The 23,353-nt window shown below is 45.0% G+C and carries 21 protein-coding genes and 1 tRNA gene; 15 read left to right on the top strand and 7 right to left on the bottom strand.

Going from position 1 to position 23,353, the window contains the following annotated elements; genetic code table 11:
* Positions 1 to 2: 2 nt before the first annotated feature.
* The 10 genes from secG to ACUM5Y_RS03105 all read left to right on the top strand — a co-directional run bounded on the left by secG (position 3) and on the right by ACUM5Y_RS03105 (position 10,016).
* Positions 3 to 350 carry a preprotein translocase subunit SecG gene (secG, locus tag ACUM5Y_RS03150; protein WP_445975393.1) on the top strand — a complete coding sequence of 116 codons (348 nt, stop codon included), beginning with the start codon at positions 3 to 5 and terminating at the stop codon, positions 348 to 350.
* Positions 351 to 380: 30 nt separating this feature from the next.
* Positions 381 to 465 (top strand) — tRNA-Leu (locus tag ACUM5Y_RS03145).
* Positions 466 to 736: 271 nt separating this feature from the next.
* Positions 737 to 1,198: a ribosome maturation factor RimP gene (rimP, locus tag ACUM5Y_RS03140; RefSeq protein ID WP_445975392.1), complete on the top strand. Its 462-nt coding sequence runs from the start codon at positions 737 to 739 to the stop codon at positions 1,196 to 1,198.
* 28 nt (positions 1,199 to 1,226) lie between these two features.
* Positions 1,227 to 2,717 carry a transcription termination factor NusA gene (gene nusA / locus ACUM5Y_RS03135; protein ID WP_445975391.1) on the top strand — a complete coding sequence of 497 codons (1,491 nt, stop codon included), beginning with the start codon at positions 1,227 to 1,229 and terminating at the stop codon, positions 2,715 to 2,717.
* 26 nt (positions 2,718 to 2,743) lie between these two features.
* On the top strand, positions 2,744 to 5,311 hold the full coding sequence (infB, locus tag ACUM5Y_RS03130) for a translation initiation factor IF-2 (protein WP_445975390.1): 2,568 nt from the start codon (positions 2,744 to 2,746) through the stop codon (positions 5,309 to 5,311).
* A gap of 12 nt (positions 5,312 to 5,323) precedes the next feature.
* Positions 5,324 to 5,713 (top strand): 30S ribosome-binding factor RbfA, encoded by a 390-nt coding sequence (rbfA, locus tag ACUM5Y_RS03125; RefSeq protein ID WP_445975389.1) that lies wholly within the window; start codon positions 5,324 to 5,326, stop codon positions 5,711 to 5,713.
* 9 nt (positions 5,714 to 5,722) lie between these two features.
* Positions 5,723 to 6,649: a tRNA pseudouridine(55) synthase TruB gene (truB, locus tag ACUM5Y_RS03120; RefSeq protein ID WP_445975388.1), complete on the top strand. Its 927-nt coding sequence runs from the start codon at positions 5,723 to 5,725 to the stop codon at positions 6,647 to 6,649.
* A 111-nt stretch (positions 6,650 to 6,760) separates the two neighbouring features.
* Complete coding sequence (gene rpsO, locus ACUM5Y_RS03115) at positions 6,761 to 7,030, top strand: 30S ribosomal protein S15 (protein WP_012068748.1); 270 nt, start codon at positions 6,761 to 6,763, stop codon at positions 7,028 to 7,030.
* A gap of 158 nt (positions 7,031 to 7,188) precedes the next feature.
* On the top strand, positions 7,189 to 9,297 hold the full coding sequence (gene pnp, locus ACUM5Y_RS03110; RefSeq protein WP_445975387.1) for a polyribonucleotide nucleotidyltransferase: 2,109 nt from the start codon (positions 7,189 to 7,191) through the stop codon (positions 9,295 to 9,297).
* Between the two features lie 128 nt (positions 9,298 to 9,425).
* Complete coding sequence (locus ACUM5Y_RS03105) at positions 9,426 to 10,016, top strand: LPP20 family lipoprotein (RefSeq protein ID WP_445975386.1); 591 nt, start codon at positions 9,426 to 9,428, stop codon at positions 10,014 to 10,016.
* 58 nt (positions 10,017 to 10,074) lie between these two features.
* Here ACUM5Y_RS03105 and ACUM5Y_RS03100 read toward each other — a convergent pair whose 3' ends face one another.
* Entirely contained in the window at positions 10,075 to 10,479 is a 405-nt protein-coding gene (locus ACUM5Y_RS03100) for an acyl-CoA thioesterase (RefSeq protein ID WP_445975385.1), read from the bottom strand.
* 31 nt (positions 10,480 to 10,510) lie between these two features.
* Here ACUM5Y_RS03100 and ACUM5Y_RS03095 point away from each other — a divergent pair, with 31 nt between their 5' ends.
* Positions 10,511 to 11,515 (top strand): DUF3080 family protein, encoded by a 1,005-nt coding sequence (locus tag ACUM5Y_RS03095; RefSeq protein ID WP_445975384.1) that lies wholly within the window; start codon positions 10,511 to 10,513, stop codon positions 11,513 to 11,515.
* 5 nt (positions 11,516 to 11,520) lie between these two features.
* On the opposite strand, the gene ACUM5Y_RS03090 is transcribed toward ACUM5Y_RS03095, so the two are convergent.
* Positions 11,521 to 11,844, bottom strand: a complete 324-nt coding sequence (locus tag ACUM5Y_RS03090) for a hypothetical protein (RefSeq protein WP_445975383.1) — start codon at positions 11,842 to 11,844, stop codon at positions 11,521 to 11,523.
* A 292-nt stretch (positions 11,845 to 12,136) separates the two neighbouring features.
* Here ACUM5Y_RS03090 and ACUM5Y_RS03085 point away from each other — a divergent pair, with 292 nt between their 5' ends.
* The 4 genes from ACUM5Y_RS03085 (at position 12,137) to ACUM5Y_RS03070 (ending at position 16,424) form a co-directional block, all read left to right on the top strand.
* The gene (locus ACUM5Y_RS03085) at positions 12,137 to 13,201 is read left to right on the top strand and encodes a GGDEF domain-containing protein (RefSeq protein ID WP_445975382.1); all 1,065 of its coding nucleotides are present in this window, start codon (positions 12,137 to 12,139) and stop codon (positions 13,199 to 13,201) included.
* Positions 13,202 to 13,301: 100 nt separating this feature from the next.
* Complete coding sequence (gene glk / locus ACUM5Y_RS03080) at positions 13,302 to 14,276, top strand: glucokinase (RefSeq protein ID WP_445975381.1); 975 nt, start codon at positions 13,302 to 13,304, stop codon at positions 14,274 to 14,276.
* A gap of 20 nt (positions 14,277 to 14,296) precedes the next feature.
* A complete protein-coding gene (gene zwf, locus ACUM5Y_RS03075; protein ID WP_445975380.1) occupies positions 14,297 to 15,772 on the top strand; it encodes a glucose-6-phosphate dehydrogenase in 1,476 nt (491 codons plus the stop codon).
* A 25-nt stretch (positions 15,773 to 15,797) separates the two neighbouring features.
* Positions 15,798 to 16,424 (top strand): bifunctional 4-hydroxy-2-oxoglutarate aldolase/2-dehydro-3-deoxy-phosphogluconate aldolase, encoded by a 627-nt coding sequence (locus tag ACUM5Y_RS03070; protein ID WP_445975379.1) that lies wholly within the window; start codon positions 15,798 to 15,800, stop codon positions 16,422 to 16,424.
* A gap of 65 nt (positions 16,425 to 16,489) precedes the next feature.
* Here ACUM5Y_RS03070 and ACUM5Y_RS03065 read toward each other — a convergent pair whose 3' ends face one another.
* The 5 genes from ACUM5Y_RS03065 to rpsU form a co-directional block, all read right to left on the bottom strand.
* Positions 16,490 to 17,899, bottom strand: a complete 1,410-nt coding sequence (locus tag ACUM5Y_RS03065) for a PhoH family protein (protein ID WP_445975378.1) — start codon at positions 17,897 to 17,899, stop codon at positions 16,490 to 16,492.
* A 361-nt stretch (positions 17,900 to 18,260) separates the two neighbouring features.
* Positions 18,261 to 20,096 carry an RNA polymerase sigma factor RpoD gene (gene rpoD / locus ACUM5Y_RS03060; RefSeq protein ID WP_445975377.1) on the bottom strand — a complete coding sequence of 612 codons (1,836 nt, stop codon included), beginning with the start codon at positions 20,094 to 20,096 and terminating at the stop codon, positions 18,261 to 18,263.
* 113 nt (positions 20,097 to 20,209) lie between these two features.
* Positions 20,210 to 22,201 (bottom strand): DNA primase, encoded by a 1,992-nt coding sequence (gene dnaG, locus ACUM5Y_RS03055; RefSeq protein WP_445975376.1) that lies wholly within the window; start codon positions 22,199 to 22,201, stop codon positions 20,210 to 20,212.
* A 4-nt stretch (positions 22,202 to 22,205) separates the two neighbouring features.
* Positions 22,206 to 22,652, bottom strand: coding sequence for a GatB/YqeY domain-containing protein (locus ACUM5Y_RS03050; RefSeq protein WP_445975375.1), 447 nt, complete (start codon positions 22,650 to 22,652; stop codon positions 22,206 to 22,208).
* A 130-nt stretch (positions 22,653 to 22,782) separates the two neighbouring features.
* The gene (rpsU, locus tag ACUM5Y_RS03045; RefSeq protein ID WP_009835737.1) at positions 22,783 to 22,998 is read right to left on the bottom strand and encodes a 30S ribosomal protein S21; all 216 of its coding nucleotides are present in this window, start codon (positions 22,996 to 22,998) and stop codon (positions 22,783 to 22,785) included.
* Between the last annotated feature and the right edge of the window lie 355 nt (positions 22,999 to 23,353).

Genomic DNA, 23,353 nt, shown 5'->3' with positions numbered 1-23,353 from the left:
TGATGGAAGCACTTATTTTGGTTTTTCACGTCTTGGCAGCAATCGCGATTATCGCGCTTGTATTGTTGCAGCAAGGCAAAGGCGCAGATGCAGGTGCCGCTTTTGGTGGTGCTTCTCAGACGGTTTTTGGCAGTCAGGGTGGCGGTAGCTTCTTTGTTAAGCTGACAGCATTTTTTGCCTTGGTATTCTTTTTGACAAGCTTTGGTTTGGCATTCTTTGCCAGCGAGCAAGCGAAAAGTGTATCAACTGGTTTAGATTTTGTTCCTTCTGCTTCGCATGTAGAAGAAACGATTTCATTGCCTGAATTAGGTGATGATACAACTTCATCGGATTTGCCGGTTACTGAATAAGTAACCCTTTAATTCGATGTCGAAGGTTTTGCCGATGTGGTGGAATTGGTAGACACGCCATCTTGAGGGGGTGGTGGCTTAGGCTGTGCCGGTTCGAGTCCGGCCATCGGCACCAATCTTGAAATGACATTATTATTGTGTATAATGTCCGCGTATTGATTAGCAATAATTTTGGTTGTTTTAATCTGTAAGGTTAAAAGAATAAAGTTATTCGTAGGTTAAGGTGTAAGTTAGATGTTTTTAATGAAAGATCTGCTTATATTGACCGCCAAATCGCATTCTAAGAAGCCCCTATATGGGGTTTTTTGTTATCTATGCAGTTTGAAATGGGCCTTGAGCCCGTTTTTTGTTTCTGCGTTTTAAAAAATGATTTTCGGAGAAAACGATTGTCAGCGAAATATACGATTTTAGATGAGCTTATTCGACCTGTGGTTGAAGGGTTAGGGTTTCAGTTCTGGGGCATGGAGTATTTATCTCAAGGTAAAGACTCTGTATTGCGTATTTTTATCGAAACGGATGCTGAAAAAGGCATTGATGTTGAAGATTGTGCGCAAGTTAGCCGTCAGGTGAGCTCGATTCTGGATGTAGAAGACCCAATTACAGGTGAATATAACTTGGAAGTTTCCTCTCCAGGTTTGGATCGCCCTTTGTTTGAATTGGCGCAATACCAGGCTTATGTAGGGACAATCGTTTCTCTACGTTTACGTGTGCCTTTTGATGGGCGCCGTAAATTTAAGGGTCAACTTGTGGGTATCGAAAACGAAGATATCGTTATCCGCGTTGATCAAGAAGAATATTTGTTGCCTGTCGAGTTAATCGAGAAGGCAAATGTGGTTCCACAATTTTAAAAATTAACCTTGAAGAGAGGCTAAAGGGATGAGTAAAGAGATTCTTTTGGTAGTCGAAGCTGTTTCTAACGAAAAAGAAGTGCCGAAGCAGATTATTTTCGAAGCCGTTGAAATTGCTTTAGCAAGTGCAGCAAAGCGCCGTTTTGAAGAAGATGCATTGATCCGAGTGTCTATTGATCAACGTACTGGTGATTATGCAACTTACCGTCAATGGAACATTGTTGCGGACGAAGATTACTCTTCACCAGCAACAGAGCTCACTATAGATGATTCAATTGAACAAAATCTCGGTGTAGCAATCGGTGAGATTTACGAAGAAGAAGTAGAGTCTGAGGCTTTTGGCCGTATTGCTGCGCAAACAGCAAAACAAGTGATTGTACAAAAAGTTCGTGAAGCAGAAAAAGCCAAAGTCGTAGCGCGCTACATGGAAAAAGTGGGCAAGTTAGTTCACGGTCAAGTGAAGAAAGTGACCCGTGACAGTTTGATTATTGATTTGGGCGAAAACGCAGAAGCAAGCTTGCCTAAAGACCAATTGATTGCTCGCGAATCTTTCCGTATGAACGACCGCATTCGTGCGTTGTTGTTGGAAATTCGTGATGATAATCGTGGTTCACAACTTATCTTGTCTCGTAACAGCCCTGACTTCATGGTTGAGCTGTTCCGTTTGGAAGTGCCTGAAATTTCAGAAGAAATGATTGAAATTCGTGGTGCTTCACGTGACCCAGGTCTACGCGCGAAAATCGCCGTTAAAACCAACGATCGCCGTATTGATCCAATCGGTGCTTGTGTGGGTATGCGTGGCGCGCGTGTACAGGCTGTGTCCAATGAGATGAATGGTGAACGTGTTGATATCGTCCTTTGGGATGATAACCCAGCACAATTGGTTATCAACGCAATGGCGCCAGCCGAAGTAGATTCCATCGTAATTGATGAAGATGCTCATTCGATGGATGTGGCGGTTAAGAGTGATAACTTGGCGCAAGCCATTGGCCGTAATGGTCAGAACGTTCGCTTGGCATCTGCTCTTACTGGTTGGGCATTGAATGTTATGACCAGTGAAGATGCGGAAGCGAAACAGCAAGAAGAGTCGCAAAAACTAATCGATTTATTCGTTGATAGTTTAGAAATTGACGATGATTTGGCGATTCAGTTGGTGGATGAAGGCTTTGCTTCTTTAGAAGAGATTGCCTACGTACCAATGGAAGAAATGTTAGATATTGATGGATTTGATGAAGATTTAGTTAATGAGCTACGTTCACGAGCAAAAGATGCTCTGTTGAACAAAGCCCTTCAAGCTGAAGAGCAACTAGATGGCGCCAAACCCGCAGCTGATTTGTTAGAAATGGAAGGCATGGATAACCACCTTGCTCTTGTTCTAGCGTCGATCGGCGTGATCACAATGGAAGATTTGGCTGAGCAGTCTGTTGACGAATTGTTAGAAGTTGAAGGAATGACTGAAGAGCGTGCCGCGAGTCTAATTTTGACCGCACGTGCTCCTTGGTTCGCTGAATCTGAATAAAATCTGAGTACACAAGGGGGAACTTAATGACAGTTCAAACCGTAAAGATACTATCCGAATTAGTAAATACACCAGTAGAGAAGCTACTGACTCAGATGAAAGAAGCTGGTCTTCCTCAGAAGAGCGAAAACCAAGAAGTCTCTGATGTAGAAAAGCAAGTTTTGTTGAACTACTTGAAGCGCTCTCACGGTGAAGAAGGCAATGCTTCTCAGCGTATTACTTTACAGCGCAAAAAAACCAGTACATTATCTCGCGGAGATGGTGGTAAAGCGGTTAACGTTGCGGTGAAGAAAAAACGCACCTATGTTAAACGTGATGAGACAGATGATGCGGCTCAGCAAGAAGAGCTAGCTGCTAAGCGTCAGGCGGAAGAGCAAGCTCGCTTGGCCGCTGAAGAACAAGCAAGAGTGGAAGCTGAACGCAAATTAGAAGCTGAAAAAGCGGCTAAAGCTGAAGCGCAAGCACAAGAGAAAAAACGCCAAGAGGCGGCTGCCAGCACGGTTGCAGCGGATCCTGTTGTCGTTGATAATTCTGAGCAAAATGTTTCCGATACAGGAGCGAAAAATCCAGTGGAATCTCCTAAGCAGGCCAAGCCGACCAAGAAAACTTTCTCCTCTCCGGCAGAAGGTAAATCGGCCCATGCACCTAAAGGTAAAAAAGGCGCGCCATCTAGACAAGATGGTGATGCTAAGCCTCGTGGTCGCTCCAACACGGATAACAAGCGTAGCCGTGTAAATGTTAACGGTGATGATGAATTTGCTCGTCGCGGTAAGCTAGGGCGTAAGAACAAGAAGCCAAACAAGCAGCAAGAGCATGGCTTCCAAAAACCGACCGCTAAGATTATCCATGAAGTGGCGTTGCCAGAAAGTATTACCGTAGCAGACTTGGCTGAGAAAATGACAGTCAAAGGCGCTGAGGTCATCAAGGTGATGTTCAAAATGGGCGCAATGGCAACCATTAACCAAACCATTGACCGTGATACAGCGACGCTAGTGGTTGAAGAAATGGGTCACACTGTTAAGTACATCGATGAAAATGCGGTGGAAAATGACATGATCGAAGCCATTGATTACGAAGGTGAAGCGATCAAACGCGCGCCTGTTGTAACGGTAATGGGTCACGTTGACCATGGTAAAACCTCGCTACTTGATTACATCCGTACAACACGCGTTGCTGCGGGCGAATCTGGTGGTATTACACAGCACATCGGTGCTTACCACGTAGAAACACCGCACGGCATGGTGAGTTTCCTTGATACACCTGGACACGCCGCCTTTACATCTATGCGTGCTCGTGGTGCTAAAGCAACCGATATCGTTATCCTTGTTTGTGCTGCAGACGATGGTGTTATGCCACAAACTATTGAAGCAATTCAGCATGCTCGCGCAGCAGAAGTGCCAATGGTTGTTGCTATCACTAAGGTAGATAAAGAAGGCGCCGACATTGACCGCGTTAAGAACGAACTTGTTGCTCAGGAAGTTGTTCCTGAAGAATGGGGTGGTGATGTTCAGTTTGTTGGTGTGTCTGCGAAGTCTGGTGAAGGTATTGAAGAGCTTCTAGAAGCCATCTTGCTGCAGTCCGAAGTATTGGAATTGACTGCTGTGCCTAGCTCACCTGGTAAAGGTGTGGTGGTTGAATCACGTCTTGATCGTGGTCGCGGTTCTGTTGCTACTTTGCTTGTGCAAAACGGTACATTGCGTAAAGGCGATATCGTACTTGCTGGTCTGCAAATGGGTCGTGTACGTGCCTTGTTGGATGAAAATGGTAAAGCCATTACTGAAGCGGGTCCGTCTATTCCTGTTGAGATCCTTGGTCTTGATGGTACACCTGAAGCCGGTGAAGAATTTATCGTGGTTGCGGATGAGCGTAAAGCTCGTGAAGTGGCTAACTTCCGTCAAGGTAAATACCGTGAAGTACGCTTTGCGCGTCAGCATTCTGCGAAGCTTGAAAACCTATTCTCTGAAATGGGCAAAGATGAAGTTCGCACTCTGAATGTGGTACTGAAAGCCGACGTACGTGGTTCTCTTGAGGCTTTGATCAAGTCCCTAACGGATCTAAACACAGAAGAAGTACAAGTGAATATCGTGTCTAGCGGTGTGGGTGGTATCACGGAAACGGATGCAACTCTGGCCTTGGCTTCTGAAGCGGTTATCTTTGGTTTCAACGTACGTGCTGATAGCTCTGCTAAACAGTTCATCGAACGTGAAAGCATTGACCTACGTTACTACAGCGTCATCTACAACATTATCGATGATGTGAAATCTGCCTTGTCTGGCATGTTGTCTCCGGATCTACGTGAAGACATTCAAGGTACTGCTGAAGTGCGTGACGTATTCCGTTCACCTAAGTTTGGTTTGATTGCCGGTTGTATGGTAATTGACGGTACGGTTTACCGTAACAAACAAATCCGTGTACTTCGTGATGACGTAGTTATCTATGAAGGCGAGTTGGAATCATTACGTCGCTTTAAAGACGCCGTTAATGAAGTCAGCAAAGGCATGGAATGTGGTATCGGTGTGAAAAACTACAATGACGTTAAAGTTGGCGACAAGATCGAGGTTTTTGAAACCATCGAAGTAGCTCGTACACTTTAATAGGAAAATATAATGGCAGGCGAATTTAGTCGTACTAGTCGAATTGGTGACCAGCTCCAAAAGGAGCTGGCTAAGCTGATTCAATTTGAAGTCAAAGACCCGCGTTTGGGTCTGGTGACTGTCAATGAAGTGCGTGTTGCAAAAGATTTAGGTTATGCGGACGTGTATTACACAGTGCTTGGAAAGGATGATCAGCCAGAAGTATTGGCAGAGAATCAAGAAGCGCTAGAAAGTTCGAAAGGCTTTTTGCGTCGTCGTTTATCACAAGAAGTGAAGCTTCGTGTGATGCCCTTGTTGCGCTTTCATTATGACCAGAGTGTGGTCAATGGTACGCGTATGTCTGCGCTTATCGACGAAGCAATTCGCGATGATCAGACCAAGCATGGCAACGAAGACGAGTAAGTAATTTACATGGTGAAAACGAAATGGCGTTCAGTTGACGGAATTGTCTTACTGAACAAGCCCATCGGTTTAAGTTCCAATCAAGCTCTGCAAAGAGTCCGTCGTTTGTATCGAGCTGCGAAAGCAGGTCATACGGGCGCCTTGGACCCTTTAGCAACAGGAATGTTGCCTTTGTGTTTGGGTGAAGCGACCAAGTTTTCTCAGTTCTTATTGGATGCAGACAAGCGTTATATTACCTGCATCCAGTTAGGGACTCGAACCACGACGGGGGACGGAGAGGGTGAGGTATTAACACAGGAAGCCATTCCTGAGTTGTCCGATACAGAGCTAGAGGCGGTGTTAGATAAGTTCCGTGGTGACATTGAGCAAATTCCACCTATGTACTCTGCTCTCAAGCATGAAGGTAAACCGCTTTATGAATATGCCCGTCAAGGCATTGTCATAGAACGGAAACGCCGTCAGGTTACCATCTCCAATTTAACCCTTATTTCGAGAACCTCTGATACCCTAACCTTGGATATTAGCTGCTCGAAAGGTACCTATATTCGCACTATTGGCGAGGATATTGGTGAGACCTTGGGTTGCGGTGGTCATTTAAAAACCTTACACCGTGTTTCTACAGCCGGTTATCAACCTGAAAACATGCTAACTCTGGAAGAATTTGAGGCGTTGGCGGAGCAGGGCGAAGAGGTGCTAGATGAGCGTCTAATGACCATGGATACGGCAGTTGAGCATCTTGATAAGGTAATGTTATCGGCAGCGGCCAGCAAAGATATGCTGTTTGGTCGCACGGTACAAAACCCAACGACATTAGCCGATGGCGCATTAATCCGCTTGTACGACCAAGAGAGCTCGCGCTTTCTTGGATTAGGGCAGGTAAAAGGGGCTTTTATTAAGCCTCAACGATTGGTAAATACCAGTGAGTTGACCCTGTAAATAGCAGTGAGTTCTGTAAAAAATAGTGGTAAACTTATGGTTCTAGGGTAACTGAAAATATGCTCGGCTATCCTTTACTTTTAATAGCATATTAATTTGGAGATATAGATTATGGCATTGTCTGCAGAATCAAAAGCAGCGTTGGTTAAAGAGTTTCAAGTAGCGGAAGGCGACACTGGTTCTCCTGAAGTTCAAGTAGCATTGTTGACTAAGAACATCGAAGGTCTACAAGGTCACTTTAAAGCTCATATCCATGACCACCATTCTCGTCGCGGTCTAATTCGCATGGTAAACCAACGTCGTAAGTTGTTGGACTACCTTAAGCGTAAAGACGCAGCGCGTTACACTAGCTTGATCAAAAAGCTAGGTCTGCGTCGCTAAGACTGAATAAGGGCCATAGTTTTCTATGGCCCTTTTTTATTGGTTTCCCAAGGAGCAGCCTGTACTTCATATGAGTTTTTAAACTAAGAATTTATATGAGTACTGGCTTAAAAAGATGGCCTTTGGGAAAAAGAAAAACTTTATAAAAAGGAATACGTGTGAGTATTACGACTAAAACTTTCCAGTTTGGTAACGACACAGTTACTATCGAAACTGGCCGCATTGCTCGTCAAGCGACGGGCGCTGTGCTATGTACCATTGGTGATGCGCAAGTATTGGCGACAGTTGTTGGCGCTAAATCAGCTAAACCTGGTCAAGACTTTTTCCCACTTTCTGTTCATTACCAAGAGCGTGCCTACGCGGTTGGTAAAATCCCAGGTGGCTTCCTAAAGCGTGAAGGTCGTCCTTCAGAGAAAGAAACACTGACTTCTCGTCTAATCGACCGTCCTATTCGTCCATTGTTCCCTAAAGGTTTCATGAACGAAGTTCAGGTTGTTTGTACTGTTATGTCTACAAACACTGATTTGGATGCAGACATCGCTGCTATGATCGCGACTTCTGCAGCACTAACGATTTCTGGTATCCCATTTAACGGTCCTATCGGTGCCGCTCGTGTTGGTTTCAACGATGAGTCTGGTTACGTGTTGAACCCAAGCTACTCTGAGCTAGATTCTTCTCTTCTAGACATGGTTGTTGCGGGCACAAAAGATGCCGTTCTTATGGTGGAATCTGAAGCACAAGAGCTAACAGAAGACGAAATGTTAGGTGCGGTTTTGTTCGCTCATAAAGAAATGCAAGCAGCGATTACTGCGATCAATGAGTTTGCAGCAGAAGCTGGCAAGCCTCGTTGGGAGTGGGAAGCCGAAGCCGCTAACGTTACTTTGACTGAAGCATTGTCTTCTGGCTATGCAGCTCAAATCGAAGAAGCTTACGGTATCAGTGAAAAAATGGCACGCTACGCTAAATTAGGCGAAGTTCGCGATGCAGCGGTAGCCGCTTTGGTTACTGAAGAAGGCGAATTTAGCGAAGCAGACGTTACAGCAGCCTTTGCTAAGCTTGAAAAACGCACTGTACGCCGCCGTGTTATCGAAGGTCAGCCGCGTATCGATGGTCGTGACAACAAAACTGTTCGCCCAATCAATGTTGAAGTGGGTCTACTGAGTAAAACTCACGGTTCTGCATTGTTTACCCGTGGTGAAACTCAAGCCATCGCTACTTGTACACTAGGTACAAGCCGTGATGCACAAATGACAGATGGTCTAACCGGCGAAAGCAAAGACAGCTTCATGTTGCACTACAACTTCCCTCCATACTCTGTAGGTGAATGTGGTCGTATGGGTGGTGTTGGTCGTCGTGAAATCGGTCACGGTCGTCTTGCACGTCGTGGTGTTCAGGCGGTATTACCTTCTGAAGAAGAATTCCCATACACCATTCGTGTGGTATCTGAGATCACTGAATCTAACGGTTCAAGCTCTATGGCTTCTGTTTGTGGCGCGTCTCTATCTATGATGGATGCTGGTGTACCATTGAAAGCACCCGTTGCCGGTATCGCCATGGGTCTTATCAAAGAAGACGACGGCTTTGCGGTATTGACAGATATCTTGGGTGACGAAGATCACCTAGGTGACATGGACTTTAAAGTAGCGGGTACTGAAGAAGGTATCACAGCACTTCAAATGGACATCAAGATCGAAGGTATCAATGAAGAAATCATGGATATCGCCCTAAGCCAAGCAATGGATGCTCGTAAGCACATCCTACGCGAAATGGCTGAGGTTATCGGTTACGCGCGTCCTGAAGTATCTCCAAACGCACCTTCTATGGCGACAATTAAGATTGATCCAGAGAAAATCCGTGACGTTATTGGTAAAGGCGGTGCAACTATCCGTTCTATTACTGAGCAAACGGGTGCATCTATCGATCTTGACGACGATGGTACAGTTCGTATCTACGCTGCTGATAAAGCTGCGTCTGATGCTGCATTGTTGAAAATCCATGAAATCACTGCTGAAGCAGAAGTAGACAAACTTTACCAAGGTAAAGTTGTTCGCCTAGCTGAATTCGGAGCTTTCGTTAATATCTTACCGGGTAAAGATGGTTTGGTTCACATTTCACAAATCGCTGAAGAGCGTATTCGTGCAGTGTCCGATTTCCTATCTGAAGGCCAAGACGTTATCGTTAAAGTATTGGATGTAGACGCTCGTGGTCGCATCAAGCTTTCTATGAAAGACGTAACGGAAGAAGAGAAAGCCTCTTTCGCTGAGTAAGCTGAAAGGTTTTTCTATAGATTGTGAAAAGGGGGCTATTTATAGTCCCCTTTTTTTTGTTTAATAAACATAAGAACTTAGTTTAATAGCTATACTGAGCAAAACTGATCAACCAGAGGGAAAAGGATATGAAGTTTAAAATTGTAGGTGCGATGGTTGCAGCTATGACATTGGCAGCCTGTAGTAAAGAAGTGATAGATACACCCGTTGCGGCGGTTCCTGAGTGTGTATTTGCCGATGGCTCTAATCAAGCGGCGCCACTTTGGGTTTGTGGCGCACCGGTTGAAGGTGTTGAATTATCTGCGGTAGGTTACAGTGAAAAATCTGCAGCGGGCCCTAACTACATGAAGCAAATGGCGGCGACCGCAGCGCGTGTAGAGCTGGCTCAGGTGCTAAGTTTAGATCTACAAAACATGGTGAAGCAGTATGTTGAAACCACAGGCGCTGGCGACGCTGAAACAGTAGACCGTGTGAACAGTGTGGTGACCAAACAAATTACAGACCAGACCTTAATTGGCTCGAAAGTTATTCGTCAAATTCCAACACCAAGCGGTGGTTTAGTGGTACTGGTTGGTTTAGACCCAGAGCAAGCTGGGGATGTGGCACAGGATATTCTTCGCACTTCAATGAAGAACGAAGCGGCGGTTTTCCAGAAGCTACAAGCAGAAAAAAGCTTTGACGAGCTAGCCGAAGAGATTGCGTTGAGTCGCGCCCAGTAAAGGGCTGGCTAAGCACGGTGCTACGGCATCGTGCTTAGCCAATTGATTTAGCGCGTGCTTACTCTACATCTTCAAAGATAGGGGTAGGCTTTTTGTTTTCATCCACCGCAACAAAGTTAAAATGCCCTGTGATGGCTTTGGTGCGAACGTCACTATCGAGTTGTTCTAGGTAAATAGTCACTTCTACTTTTAAAGAAGTGCGTCCAACGTGCACAACATTGGCGACCAGTTCTACCAAAATGCCAGAAGGAATCGGTTGCGTGAAGTCCACCTGCTCGGTAGAAATAGTCACCATGGACTTTCTGGTGAAGCGAGTCGCAGCGATATAAGCAACTTCATCCATCCACTGTAGGGCTATGCCTCCGAAGAGTGTGTCGTAATGGTTGGTGGTCGAAGGAAATACCATTTTTGCGACGCGAGTTTCGGATAGTTCCTTACGTTTTTCAATGAGTTGCTGTTTCATGAGAGCAAAGCCTTTTCGTCATCTGATAAATTTGTCATTTATTATACTCTTTGCAGTGGTAGGGTGTGATAGTCGTTTTCAAACAAAAGATCAGTTTGAGGACTATATTGCCGATTTAAATCGCTCCCAACTGATGCAAATTGATTCACCTGATACGGTATATCCTTTAGCTTACCCCCCGCTTCGTGACCGCCTCCAGTCGCTTTCAGAATTTGATATTGGTCTTTTGGATTTCTTGTCCCTACAACAGTGCGATGTAGGTGCTGTGGCGGGGCAACGAAACAGTATTCTGGGTAAGGTAATGCCTCCCAGCCAGCGGTTTTTATACGAACTGGACATAATTCGTGCGATTGAAACTTGCCAGATTGAAGATGAGGGACTGCTTAACGCTTTAGAAAATGTGGCAAAGCACAAACGGCAAGAGCTTCCTGTCGCCTTCGGAAATGCTGTATTTAATGACACAGGCAGAGAGGGCTTTTTCAGCTTGTCGAATGGTTATTTGCCGCTTGATTATTCTACTGCCCATCATCAAGCTCTGCTTAGTGCTTTAAATCGTCTGCTTGGTGTCGCAGAAAACCTACAAAGCCTTCCTGTTATCGATGGGGCAGAATTTGAGCAAGATCTAAAAACTTTAACTGACAGTGAGTACATTGGCCGTTTAATGTTTAGTTTGGTGCAGATAAGCGAATATTTAAGCGCTGTCACCAAAGAGGTGAATAACATAGAAAAAGGCCAATGTGGTTCCCCAATTCATTATTTGGCAACACAGTTTGAAGAGAATTATGTGCAAAAACTACAGCCCTATATGGCTCGCATTAATCGCTCTGCTTACCAAATATTGCCACCACTTATGAGGCTGAGTGAGTTGGCTGAGCCGCTTACGAATACCTTGAGTGATTATATGCAACAGATTTCTCTTAGCGCTGAGACAGGGGTGTGGGCTAAGTATCAGCAGGCTTCTGCTCAACATGCTAAGTCATGGAGTCAATTGCTGGCATCTTGCGGGACACCCATTGGCAGAGAGCAAAAGGGTTAGAGGGCTTATACTCGCATGCTGATTTGGTTTTCTAAATTAGCAATGGCGTCGTATTGATAAGCACTTCCTTCGGCTAGTGGTTCTGCGGATAGCGCTTTAAGTAAAGCGATGTTGGCTTCCGGGTTGTTAGCAATACCCTGTGAAAAATAAGCAGGGCGGGTAATGGCATGGGGTTGATGCTGATTCAGCTCGTCATTAGTTTCCATGACAGTAGGGCCAGGTTGGGTAAACAAACTCATAAATAAGGCAAATTGAGCGTCGCCCGAAACCGCTTTACCTGCGCGGCTTTCTTGGGTGAGCTGAGTTTCAACTATGCCTCTAATGTTCATTTTGGGACCTGCTTATTTAAGTGTATCTAGCTATCGGCATGGAAAAGGAAATCTTAATCGTAGGGAGCGGTTTTTCTTTTTTGATACTTGTTTTATATTCGCGACTTCTGAAAGTGTGCCGAAAGGGATTTATTGGTAAGATTTAATGGCTAAATAATAAGTAATTTGCCATGAAAGGGTAGGCATGTTGATTATGCTTCGTACTATAATGCATTATAGATCAACTGCTTCTTATTTTTCCTACAAAGTGTTCAAAAGCCGAGCTGTCACCAATAGGGTTAAGGCATAATGCATGCATGACATTGATGAACTGATAGATAACGTTAGACGTAATGAACAGATCGCTTTGAAATTTTTCGAAATTGAGCGCTGCATTCTGTCAATTGGTCGTTGTGATCAGTTTGTTTCCACGTTAACCAAAGAAGTTCAGAAGCAATTCAATGTCCCTTATGTGTGGGTGAATTTAATCAATGAAGCGCCGTTATCGCACCTAATCGAAAACTTAGAAAAAATGCCCGATCTAAGAGACAGGGTGCTATTCACTAAGCGTCGCTTCATGTTGGACATCATTAAGTCGAGTAATAAAACCGTACTGGTGAACTCTGATTTGCAGCGTTGCCGAGAAATTATTCCTGAAGTTTACCAAAACATCATTGCCTCTGTGGCGATCTCACCTTTGACCATAGACGGTGAGCTGGTAGGCTTGTTTTGTCAGGCGGATGCTGACAGTACTCGTTATGATGCCGAAACGAAAGACACTTTCTTGCTAGATCAATTAGCGATCAAGATATCCATTTGTTTGAGTAATGTATCGGCACGAGAAAAGCTTGAGTATTTAGCGACGCGGGATCCGTTAACCGGTTTGCTAAACCGTCGACAGTTAGAACTGATGTTAGATCGTGAATTTAGCCGTTCTAAGCGTCAAGGCAGAGATCTGACGGTGGTTTTTATTGATTGTGATGCATTTAAATCCATCAATGATACTCTAGGGCATAACTGTGGTGATGAAGTGTTGGAATATATTGCCAAGCGGCTATTAAAATATGTTCATCGCCAAGGTTTAGCGTTTCGTTTTGCTGGGGATGAGTTTGTCTTTGTGATGCCGGGTAAGAGTTATGACCAAGCCATCTTGATTGCCGAGTCTATTCAAGAATACTTGCAATCGAATCCATTGCGCTATAAGTCTAACTTGGTTCCTATCACGATCAGCTACGGTGGCGCGAGTGTCACAACTGATGCGCCATCAAATTACAAACAACTGCTAAAAATCGCCGATGAGCGTCTTTACGACTATAAAAATAACCGCAAGAGACTGGTGCCGACTAAGGTATTCAAGTTCTTAAATCGGCTGAGATAAATGTAATTAAATTACATTTTTAGAGATAATATTTTGCCTGAAAGTGTTTTTCAGGCTTATTTTGTTGTAAAATTTCAAAAAATTCTATTAGGGTTCTTTTATGTCCCATGCATTGATTGCTGACTTAGGCGGAACGAACGCACGTTTTGCTTTGGTGCCTATTCATGAGTATATCCCTCAGGAAGTGAGGGTGCTGCCTTGTAAAAATTACCGTACTTTCTTTGATGCGGCAGCCGATTATATTGCCACTTGCAGTGTTGATATGAGTCAGATTGATGCGGTGGTGCTTGCTATTGCCGGCCCTGTCAACAAGCCAGTTATTCGCTTTTCTAACAACCCTTGGGAGTTCACCCGAGAAGAGATACAAGCTTACTTTGGCGATGGGCCAAAAATTGCCTTATTAAACGATTTTGATGCCATTGGCCATTCTCTGGAAGTCTTGCCTGAAGACGAGTTGGTGGCGGTGGGTGAAGTCACGGATATTGATAAAAAAGCCCCAGCTTGGGTGATTGGTGCGGGTACCGGTCTAGGGGTGTCATGTGTAGTTCCCCAAGACAATGGTCCTAACTTAATTCTACCTGGTGAAGGTGGTCATGTGGATTTAAGTGCCTGTAACGAGCTAGAAGACGATATCGTGCGTTTTGTCCGTACTCGCCATGAAAGGGTGTCGGCGGAACGAGTCTTGTCCGGTATGGGCTTAGAAAATATTTATGAAGCCTTGGCTTGGCGCGAAGGTGTGAATAAGCGTTTAAGTGCTCCAGAAATTGGTGAAGCACTTAAAGGCGGGAAGGACCCTATTGCTAAGGCTGCTTTAGAGCAGTTCTTTGTATTTTTAGGCCGAGTAATCGGTGATTTAGTGTTAACGGTGGAATCCCGCGGTGGTGTCTATATTGCCGGTGGAATTGTTCCTCGTTATTTAGAAAGTATTCTTGAGAGTGGTTTTCGCGATGCAATGCAAGAAAAAGGTCGCATGAAAGCCTATGTTACCCCTATTCCGACTTTTGTTGTGATGTCTGAATACCCAGGGCTGATGGGATGTGCATGTTATGCATCCTATCTAGTATCGAAAGCCTAGATTTAGTTGGAGAATGAAGAATGAAGGCCAGTTTGAAAGCCTGTGATGTTGTAATTTTCGGTGGTGGTGGCGATCTTGCGATGCGCAAACTATTGCCCGCTTTGTACCATTTGGACATGGATGGATTGCTAGCGCCTAGTACTCGCATTATCGGTGCGTCCCGCCGTGAAGTGAGCGCAGAAGATTACCAAGCCAAGATACGTACGGCATTGGATGAGTTTGTGCCTTCTAGTATTGGTGATGAGAAAACTTGGCCAAGATTCAAAGAGCGCTTGAGCTATGTTTCTGTTAACGCACAAGAAGAGGCCGATTTTAAGCGTCTAAATGACCACAAAATTGGTGAAGATAACCGTGATGTTGTTTTTTACTTGGCAACTTCTCCTGACCTTTTCGGTTCTATTTGCTCCTCTCTTGCAAGTCATGGCTTAAACGATAAGCGCATGCGTGTGGTACTGGAAAAACCATTAGGTCGTGATTTGGCATCTTCTCGTGCGATTAACAACGAAGTAATGAAAAACTTTGGTGAGAAACAAGTCTTCCGTATCGACCATTACCTAGGTAAAGAAACGGTACAAAACCTATTAGCGATTCGCTTTGGTAATACTTTGTTTGAGCCGCTTTGGTCGAGTGCCCACATTGATAACGTACAAATCACAGTGGCGGAAACCGTAGGTGTTGAAGGGCGTTGGGGTTATTACGATAACGCTGGTGCCATGCGAGACATGGTTCAGAACCATCTTGTGCAGTTGTTGTGTCTGGTGGCGATGGAGCCTCCGGGTCGTATGGACGCTGACTCAGTTCGAGATGAAAAGATCAAAGTCCTAAAAGCCTTGCGTCCTATTGTTGGTGCTAATGCATACACCAAAACTGTACGCGGCCAGTATGCTCAAGGGCAAATTAAAGGTAAGAGTGTACAAGGGTATTTTGATGAAGAGGGCAGTAACCCGACTTCTAAAACAGAAACCTTTGTGGCGCTTCGTGCTGACATCGACAACTGGCGTTGGGCTGGCGTACCTTTCTATCTAAGAACAGGTAAGCGTTTAGGTCAGCGTTACTCTGAAATCGTTATCCAATACAAAGCGGTTCCGCACAGTATTTTCAGTGATGAAAGTAACCGTCAGTTACAGCGTAATCAGTTGATTATTCGCCTGCAGCCAGAAGAGAAAATCTCTCTGACTGTGATGAACAAGGTACCAGGTGCCAGCGAAGGTATGAACCTGCAGCCGGTAGATTTGAACCTAAGTTTGACCGAAGCGTTTAATGATAAACGTAGCCCAGAAGCTTACGAGCGCTTATTATTAGATGTGATGCGTAATGACGCCACTTTATTTATGCGTTATGACGAAGTAGAGGCCGCTTGGAAGTGGGTTGATGGTATTATGGACGCTTGGAATCAAACCAGTGAGCGTCCAAAAGAATACGCGTCAGGTTCATGGGGGCCAGCGGCATCCATGGCGCTTCCAATCAAAGACGGTCGTAACTGGCACGATTATTAAGTTTTAATAAAAAAAGGAAATGAGGATGAGTTCTTCTTACACTGCTGAACAAGTAATGACGGCAACACCTGTTGTCCCTGTTATTGTTGTTGATAATGCGGAACAAGCGGTTTCTTTAGGTAAAGCTCTAGTGGCAGGTGGTGTACCTGTACTAGAAGTTACTATGCGTACTCCTGCTGCTCTTGAAGCCATTACAGCGCTTCGCAAAGAAGTACCAGAAGCCATTGTTGGAGCAGGTACTGTCTGTACTCGTGCTCAATATGTGCAAGCTGTTGAAGCGGGTTCACAATTTATCATTAGCCCAGGAATGACGGCAGACCTGTTAGCAGTTGGTAAAGAGTACGATATTCCTTATTTGCCTGCCGTGGCAACGATTTCAGACATTCTATTGGGTATGGAATACGGTTATGATCACTTCAAATTCTTCCCTGCAGAAGTAAATGGCGGCGTTAAAGCGCTTAAAGCCTTTGGCGGCCCATTGTCTCAAATCCGTTTCTGCCCAACGGGTGGTATTGGTGCGAATAACTTCCGTGAGTACCTAGCATTACCAAACGTATTATGTGTTGGCGGTTCTTGGATTGTTCCTACAGACCTTGTGAAAGCAGGCAAGTGGGATGAGATCACAGCATTGGCAAAATCTGTTTCTCAATAAGGTTTTAGTGCTTCTCAAAAAAGGGAAAGGCGATCGCCTTTCCCTTTTTTATTGCTCGAAAAGTGCTAGAGGTTCTCTTCGGCAAACTCTGCTAAACGACTCCGTTCAATACCATTTACATGCATGATGCTGGCGTATTTAAAGGACTTACATTTTTCTACTAGGTAGGTTAAACCAGAAGTGAGTGGGGTGATGTACTTGTTATCGATTTGCGCAAGGTTACCCAAGACAATGATCTTTGAATTGCTACCGATCCGTGTAACGATGGATTTAAGTTGGAACTGAGTTAAGCCTTGGGCTTCATCAATAATGATTAGAGCGTTGTTGAAAGATCGGCCGCGCATAAAGTTAAGTGATTTAAACTGTATGTTGGCCTTTTGTTTGACATAGTCGATACTGCTGAAAGCATGCTCGTCTGCACCATGTAAAATTTCTAGGTTGTCATCAAATGCGGCCAACCAAGGGGCCATTTTTTCCTCTTCTGTGCCAGGTAGGAAACCAATATCCTCCGCCATCGGTGGGGTAGAGCGTGCCACAATGATTTTGTTAAAGCGTTTCTCTTCCATGGTGACTTGTAGGCCATAAGCAAGGGCGAGTAGGGTTTTACCTGAACCCGCTGGGCCTGTCATGATCATTAGGTCGGAATTGTCATGGCGCAACAAATAGAAAGCCATGGCTTGTTCTAGATTGCGAGGGTGGATTCCCCAAAAGCTTTGGTTCATTAGGTTCTGTTTGCTTATATCCAATAGGTAGACAAATTCCTTGTCTAGATTGACCACAAAGCCGACAAACTCTTCTTCATCAATGATGAACATATTTAGGTAAAGTGTTGGTAGATTGCTTCTGGCGATCACATGCACCGTGTGGCGGCCATGGGCTTCACTCTTAACACTGTCCACGGTAGACCAAAAACTGCCGTCATACTGAATGTAGCCTTTGCTCATTAAGTCTAAATCATCCAGCACTCGGTCTTTCTTGTAGTCTTCAACCCGCTCAAGGCCAGAACCCTTAGCCTTAATGCGCATGTTGATGTCTTTGGTGACTAGGCAAATAGAAGATCTTGGATTGGTGGCTTGTAGGCTAAGGCCAACATTAATAATGCGGTTATCGTTGGCGTGATCATGGTTGCCATTTAAAAACGGGATGTTGTCTGTGTTGGTGATCATTTGGTCTGGGAAGATAGCCAAAGACCCTTCTGTGTTTTGTGCGCTGTCCTCTGGGTCTAGCTCTTCCCCCATCACTCGAATAGGAACACCGCTTTGCAAAGCTTTAGGTGAGGCGTTGCCAACGATTTTATCTATGGTGTTGATGGCCAGCCGAGCTTCACGGCTAACATCTTTGTCTCGCCTGTCTTTAATGACATCTAACTCTTCAAGCACTGTCATGGGAATAACCACCTTGTGCTCGGCAAACGCATAAATGGCTAGCGGGTCATGCAGTAGTACATTGGTATCAAGAACGTAAATTTTTTCCATAGACAAATCTCCTGTCATAAGTAGGACAAGTTCCAATAAGGGTTATTTGACGAATTGATCGGATGTTACTGAGCGTTAAAAGTGTTTTGGTAAAAGTAGCGATGGAGCTGCGAGTAGGCTTGAGAGTCTGCTTGCCAAACAAGCTAGATTGGCATGGGGGGGTAAGAGAATGATGTTCGTGTCTTTTCAGCAAGCTGGACCTCACAATCTGTATTCATACTCTAACTAGAGTGTATGACAAATTTGTGGACGAATCTGCTGATTTTTTAATTTTTTACATTGCAGGTTAATAGGATGCAAAAAAGAGGCGAAAAAAAACCGCCTAAATTAGGCGGTTTTAGTAGAGGCTTGCTTACGAATATTATTCGTCTAGAAAGCTTCTCAAGTGTTCTGAGCGGCTTGGGTGGCGTAGTTTACGCAACGCTTTAGCCTCGATCTGACGAATACGCTCACGTGTTACGTCGAACTGCTTACCGACTTCTTCAAGAGTGTGGTCAGTGTTCATATCGATACCGAAACGCATGCGCAGTACTTTCGCTTCACGGGCGGTTAAGCCAGCTAGGACAGTCGTGGTCGATTCACGAAGACCCTCAATAGTGGCTGTATCAATCGGTGATTCAGCACCATCGTCTTCAATGAAATCACCTAGGTGCGAATCTTCATCATCACCGATAGGGGTTTCCATAGATATAGGCTCTTTAGCGATCTTCAAGACTTTACGAATCTTGTCTTCAGGCATGTCCATGCGCGCTGCCAATTCTTCTGGCGTTGCTTCACGACCCATTTCCTGTAGCATTTGACGAGAAATACGATTCAGTTTGTTGATCGTCTCAATCATGTGTACTGGAATACGGATAGTGCGTGCTTGGTCGGCAATGGAGCGTGTGATCGCCTGTCTGATCCACCAAGTAGCATAAGTCGAGAACTTATAACCACGACGGTATTCAAACTTATCAACCGCTTTCATCAAACCGATGTTACCTTCTTGGATTAGATCCAAGAACTGTAGACCACGGTTGGTGTACTTTTTCGCAATGGAGATAACCAAACGTAAGTTGGCTTCTACCATTTCTTTCTTGGCACGACGAGAGCGAGTTTCACCGATAGAGATGCGGCGGTTAATTTCTTTCAGCTCTGCGATCGTTAAGCCAGAATCTTTGGCAACGGCGCGAAGTTTACGCTGGCTGCGCATGAATTCCGCTTCGTTCTCTTCAAGTCCTGCTGCGTAGTCTGCACCCGAAGCAATTTGCTCTTGCAACCAATCTGGGTTCGTTTCGTTGCTTGGGAAGCGTTTTAGGAACTCAGTACGAGGCATGCCGGCTTTGCGTACACAAACTTGCATGATGAGGCGCTCTTGGTCGCGTACTTTGGTCATGCGCGAACGAACACGATTGATCAACTCGTCAAACAGTTTAGGAACAAGCTTGATCGGAGCAAAGCTAATGCTCAACTCTTCTTGTTTCGCTTGAACTTCAGGATCTTGACGATCACGTGTTTCTAGAAGCACTTTCAGTTCTTCGTAGATGCGTGAGATGTCGTTGAAACGTAAAGCTGTCTCTTCTGGGTCTGGACCGTTATCCGTTTCTTCCTCTTCGTCCGAATCGGAATCATCGTCGTCGTCATCGTTTGGCGTGTCGTCTTCGATAATTTCTTCAGGAGCAGAGTCTTCAAAAACAGGTTCTTCACCGTCGCCATCAATAAAGCCGCTGAAGATATCGCTCAAACGGCCTTCTTCTTCAATGACTTTTGCGTAGGTGTCGAGTAGCACATCGACCGCACCAGGGAAGTAAGAAACAGCGGCCATAACTTCTCGCGTACCTTCTTCGATACGTTTAGCAATGGCGATTTCGCCAGCACGAGTTAGCAGCTCTACAGTACCCATTTCACGCATGTACATGCGAACAGGGTCAGTGGTGCGAGTAACATCGCCTTCTACCGCGGCTAGGGCTGCGGCCGCTTCTTCGGCGGCAGCTTCGTCAGTAGAATCGCCTTCTTCCATAAGAAGGCTATCTTTATCAGGAGCAATCTCAGAAACCGTGATGCCCATGTCGTTGATCATGGCAATGATTTCTTCTACTTGCTCTGGGTCAGAAAGGTCATCAGGGAGGTGGTCATTGACTTCGGCAAAAGTTAGGTAACCTTGTTCTTTACCTTTGGCGATCAGCTCTTTGAGACGTGACTGTTGAGTGTCTGGCATTCGACAACCTATCGTTAGAAATTTGTTTGGGATTTTGCAAGCAGCGGATTATACCAAAATCAATCACTTTTATCTAGAAAATCGTCGTTTCTAAGGGCAATTTTAAAGAAAAATTAAGATTTTTTTCGACGGAGTATATCCATCAAATCACGTAACTCTTGCTTACTACTATTATCCTTTATGGATTCGTTACCCTTGTTTTTCAAGCGCTCAATACTAGTATTTAAGCCAAGATTTTTTTCCAGGGCCGATATCATGTCAGCCACTTCTTGTTGAGCGTTGCTGATTTTTTGCTTTGTCGCTGCATCTTGATGATTTAAAAGACTAAATATTGCCGCTAGGGTCATGCTGTCCTGTAGTTCAGTTAATAAATGGCCCACATTTTTTTTAGGATATTTATGGAAAAAGCGCCAGATTTTGCAGAATATTTGTAAATCTTCCTCGCTTCGATTGATCAGCGGGTCTGGTACATCCACTTGTGTTGCAATGTGAGGGTGCAGCAATAAGCAAAGGCTGGCTTGTTTAATGCGGCTCAAACTTGATGGCGCGGGTGGAAAGTTGGCAGGTGAATCTTGGTTGTTTTTAAAGCGCCCCTTATTGCCAAATTTTGAGCCTTTTTTACCTGAGTTGGGCGCTTGCTGCTGACCGCTATAGGCATCCTGTGGGATATCTAGCGGTTGGTATGAATCGTCATACTCTTCATAACCCATACTAGGCGGCAAGTGATCATCATAGCCTCCTTGTGGGGTCGAATCCTGACCATGAGCATTCGCTTGAGGCTCGTAGTTGCTTTGACGAACCGTTTTGATGCTGGTGTTGCCAAGGGTGTCGCTGTCGATACCAGATTGTTCGCTGAGTTGGCGAATGAGCACAGAGCGAAATGTCAGTTCTTTCGGCATCTGCTGAATCATCGCCATAGCGTTGCGGGCAAATTGTGCTTCGCCTTCTTCGTCGCCAAGAGTGACTTGGCTGCGCGCGTGGTCAAACAGCACATGGGAGAGTGAATGGGCATCTTCAAGGCGATGATTAAAGGCGTCTTCGCCTTCACTGCGTACTAAGGAGTCCGGGTCTTCTCCATCGGGGAGGAATAAAAAACGAATTTGTTTTTCATCTTGCATGACCGGCAAGGCCGCTTCCAAACCACGAATAGCGGCAGCACGACCTGCTTTATCTCCGTCGAAACACAAGACTACCTTGCTTACCAACTTGAAGAGTTTGCGAATGTGTTGGCTGTTCACTGAGGTGCCAAGGGTGGCCACGGCATTGGTGATGCCGTGTTGAGCGAGCACAATCACATCCATGTAGCCTTCTACTACAAGAATTTGATCGAGCACCTTAGTATTTTGTTTAGCTTCAAATAACCCGTATAGCTCCTGACTTTTCTGAAACACAGGGGTTTCTGGGGAGTTCAGGTATTTGGGTTTTTCATCTCCGAAGGCTCGACCGCCAAAGGCTATCACTCGGCCTCGACTGTCGCGGATCGGGAAGATGATTCGGTCTCGAAAGCGGTCGTAGTAATGTCCCGGTTGATCTTTCTTTTCAATCAACATGCCGCCACGTAGCAGTTGCTCTTGGCTTTCGGCGCGGGTGCCGACTTTTTTGAGCAGGTTGTCCCAGCCCGGAGGCGCAAACCCTAACCCAAATACTTTCGCAATTTGTCCAGAAAGTCCCCTGTCTTTTGAAAGGTAATCTGTCGCTTTGATTTTGTGAGGGCTTTGGGTGAGTTGTTGTTGGTAAAACTGTGCGCTTTCGGAAAGTCTTTTCAGTAACTCGGCATTTTGTTCATAACGGTCTGGGGCGCCTTGTTCTTTAGGAACCTCCATGCCGGCATCTTTGGCGAGGGTTTCGATCGCGTCGACAAAGTCTAAATGGTCGTGCTCCATGACAAAGGAAATGGCATTACCACCGGCTCCGCAACCAAAGCAGTAGTAAAACTGCTTGTTAGGATTAAGGCTGAACGATGGGCTTTTTTCATTGTGAAATGGGCATAGAGCACTGTAGTTTTGGCCGGTTTTTTTTAAGCTGATGCGGGACGCAACCACGTCGGTGATATCTGTGCGAGCTAATAGCTCATCGATAAATTGATCGGGTATGCGTCCTGCCATAGTCTTAGCCTAATTGTGCTTTAACTTGCTTACTGATTTGCGCCATGTCGGCACGGCCTTGTACTTGAGGCTTAACAATGGCCATTACAGCGCCCATTTGTTGCATAGAGCTAGCGCCAGTTTCTGCGATAGCGGCTTTGACGATAGCAGCAACTTCATCATCCGTTAAGGGGGTTGGTAGGAATTCACTGATAATGGCCATTTCTTCTTGCTCTACTTTGGCAAGATCTTCACGACCACCGTCTAGGAATTGCTGGTTGGAGTCTTTACGCTGCTTGTTCATTTTGTCTAGGATGGCCAATACGCGAGCATCGTCTAATTCAATGCGCTCGTCGACTTCAACTTTTTTACATTCGGATAAGATGGTACGAATGACGGTAACACGTTGTTTTTCTTTCGCGCGCATAGCGACTTTAAGGGTATCGGAAATGTGCTTTTTAAGTGCTGACATGGGATCCTCTCTAAAATTAAAAGCAAAAAAAACGGCTAGTTTCATTAACTAGCCGTTTTTATAAGCCTAAAAGTGTTGTACGTCTAGGCTAACATTTGTTTTCTAGTAAAATGCCAAACGGCAGATTGGCCTAGTACAAACGTTGGAATTTTTTCTGCTCACGAGAAACTTTCTTAGCGTGACGTTTAACAGCAGCGGCTGCAGCACGTTTGCGAAGAGTTGTTGGTTTTTCGTAGCATTCACGACGACGAACTTCAGCCAAAACGCCTGCTTTTTCACAAGAGCGCTTGAAGCGACGTAGAGCGATGTCAAATGGTTCGTTATCTTTTACTTTAACTGCTGGCATGTAAATTACCTTTCAAATAATGTTTTAAATTTAAGTGTTCACAAAACGGCGTGAATCATACCCGTATTTACAGGGCTTTCAAAGCGCGCTTTGGTTGAACAGGATGAGATCCATCGGATCATTTTTCTTACCCTGAACAGACTAGATCGCGTCTGTAATGGTTTACTCTTTTTTAAAGGGTGTCTGCCTTCCTAATTGCTTTCTTGCAACTTGGTGCAAACTCGAAAAATCACCTGCCTTTTAATTTAAACATTGAAAACGCGCGCATTATAAAGTGTTTTCATTCAGCTGTCTAACTTTATACCAAAGCAAGTCTGCAATGCTGGATCTGAATGGGGTACAATGCCGACAAATT

The sequence above is a fragment of the Marinomonas dokdonensis genome (genome assembly GCF_052747885.1).
This window is presented reverse-complemented; position numbering and strand designations above follow the sequence as displayed.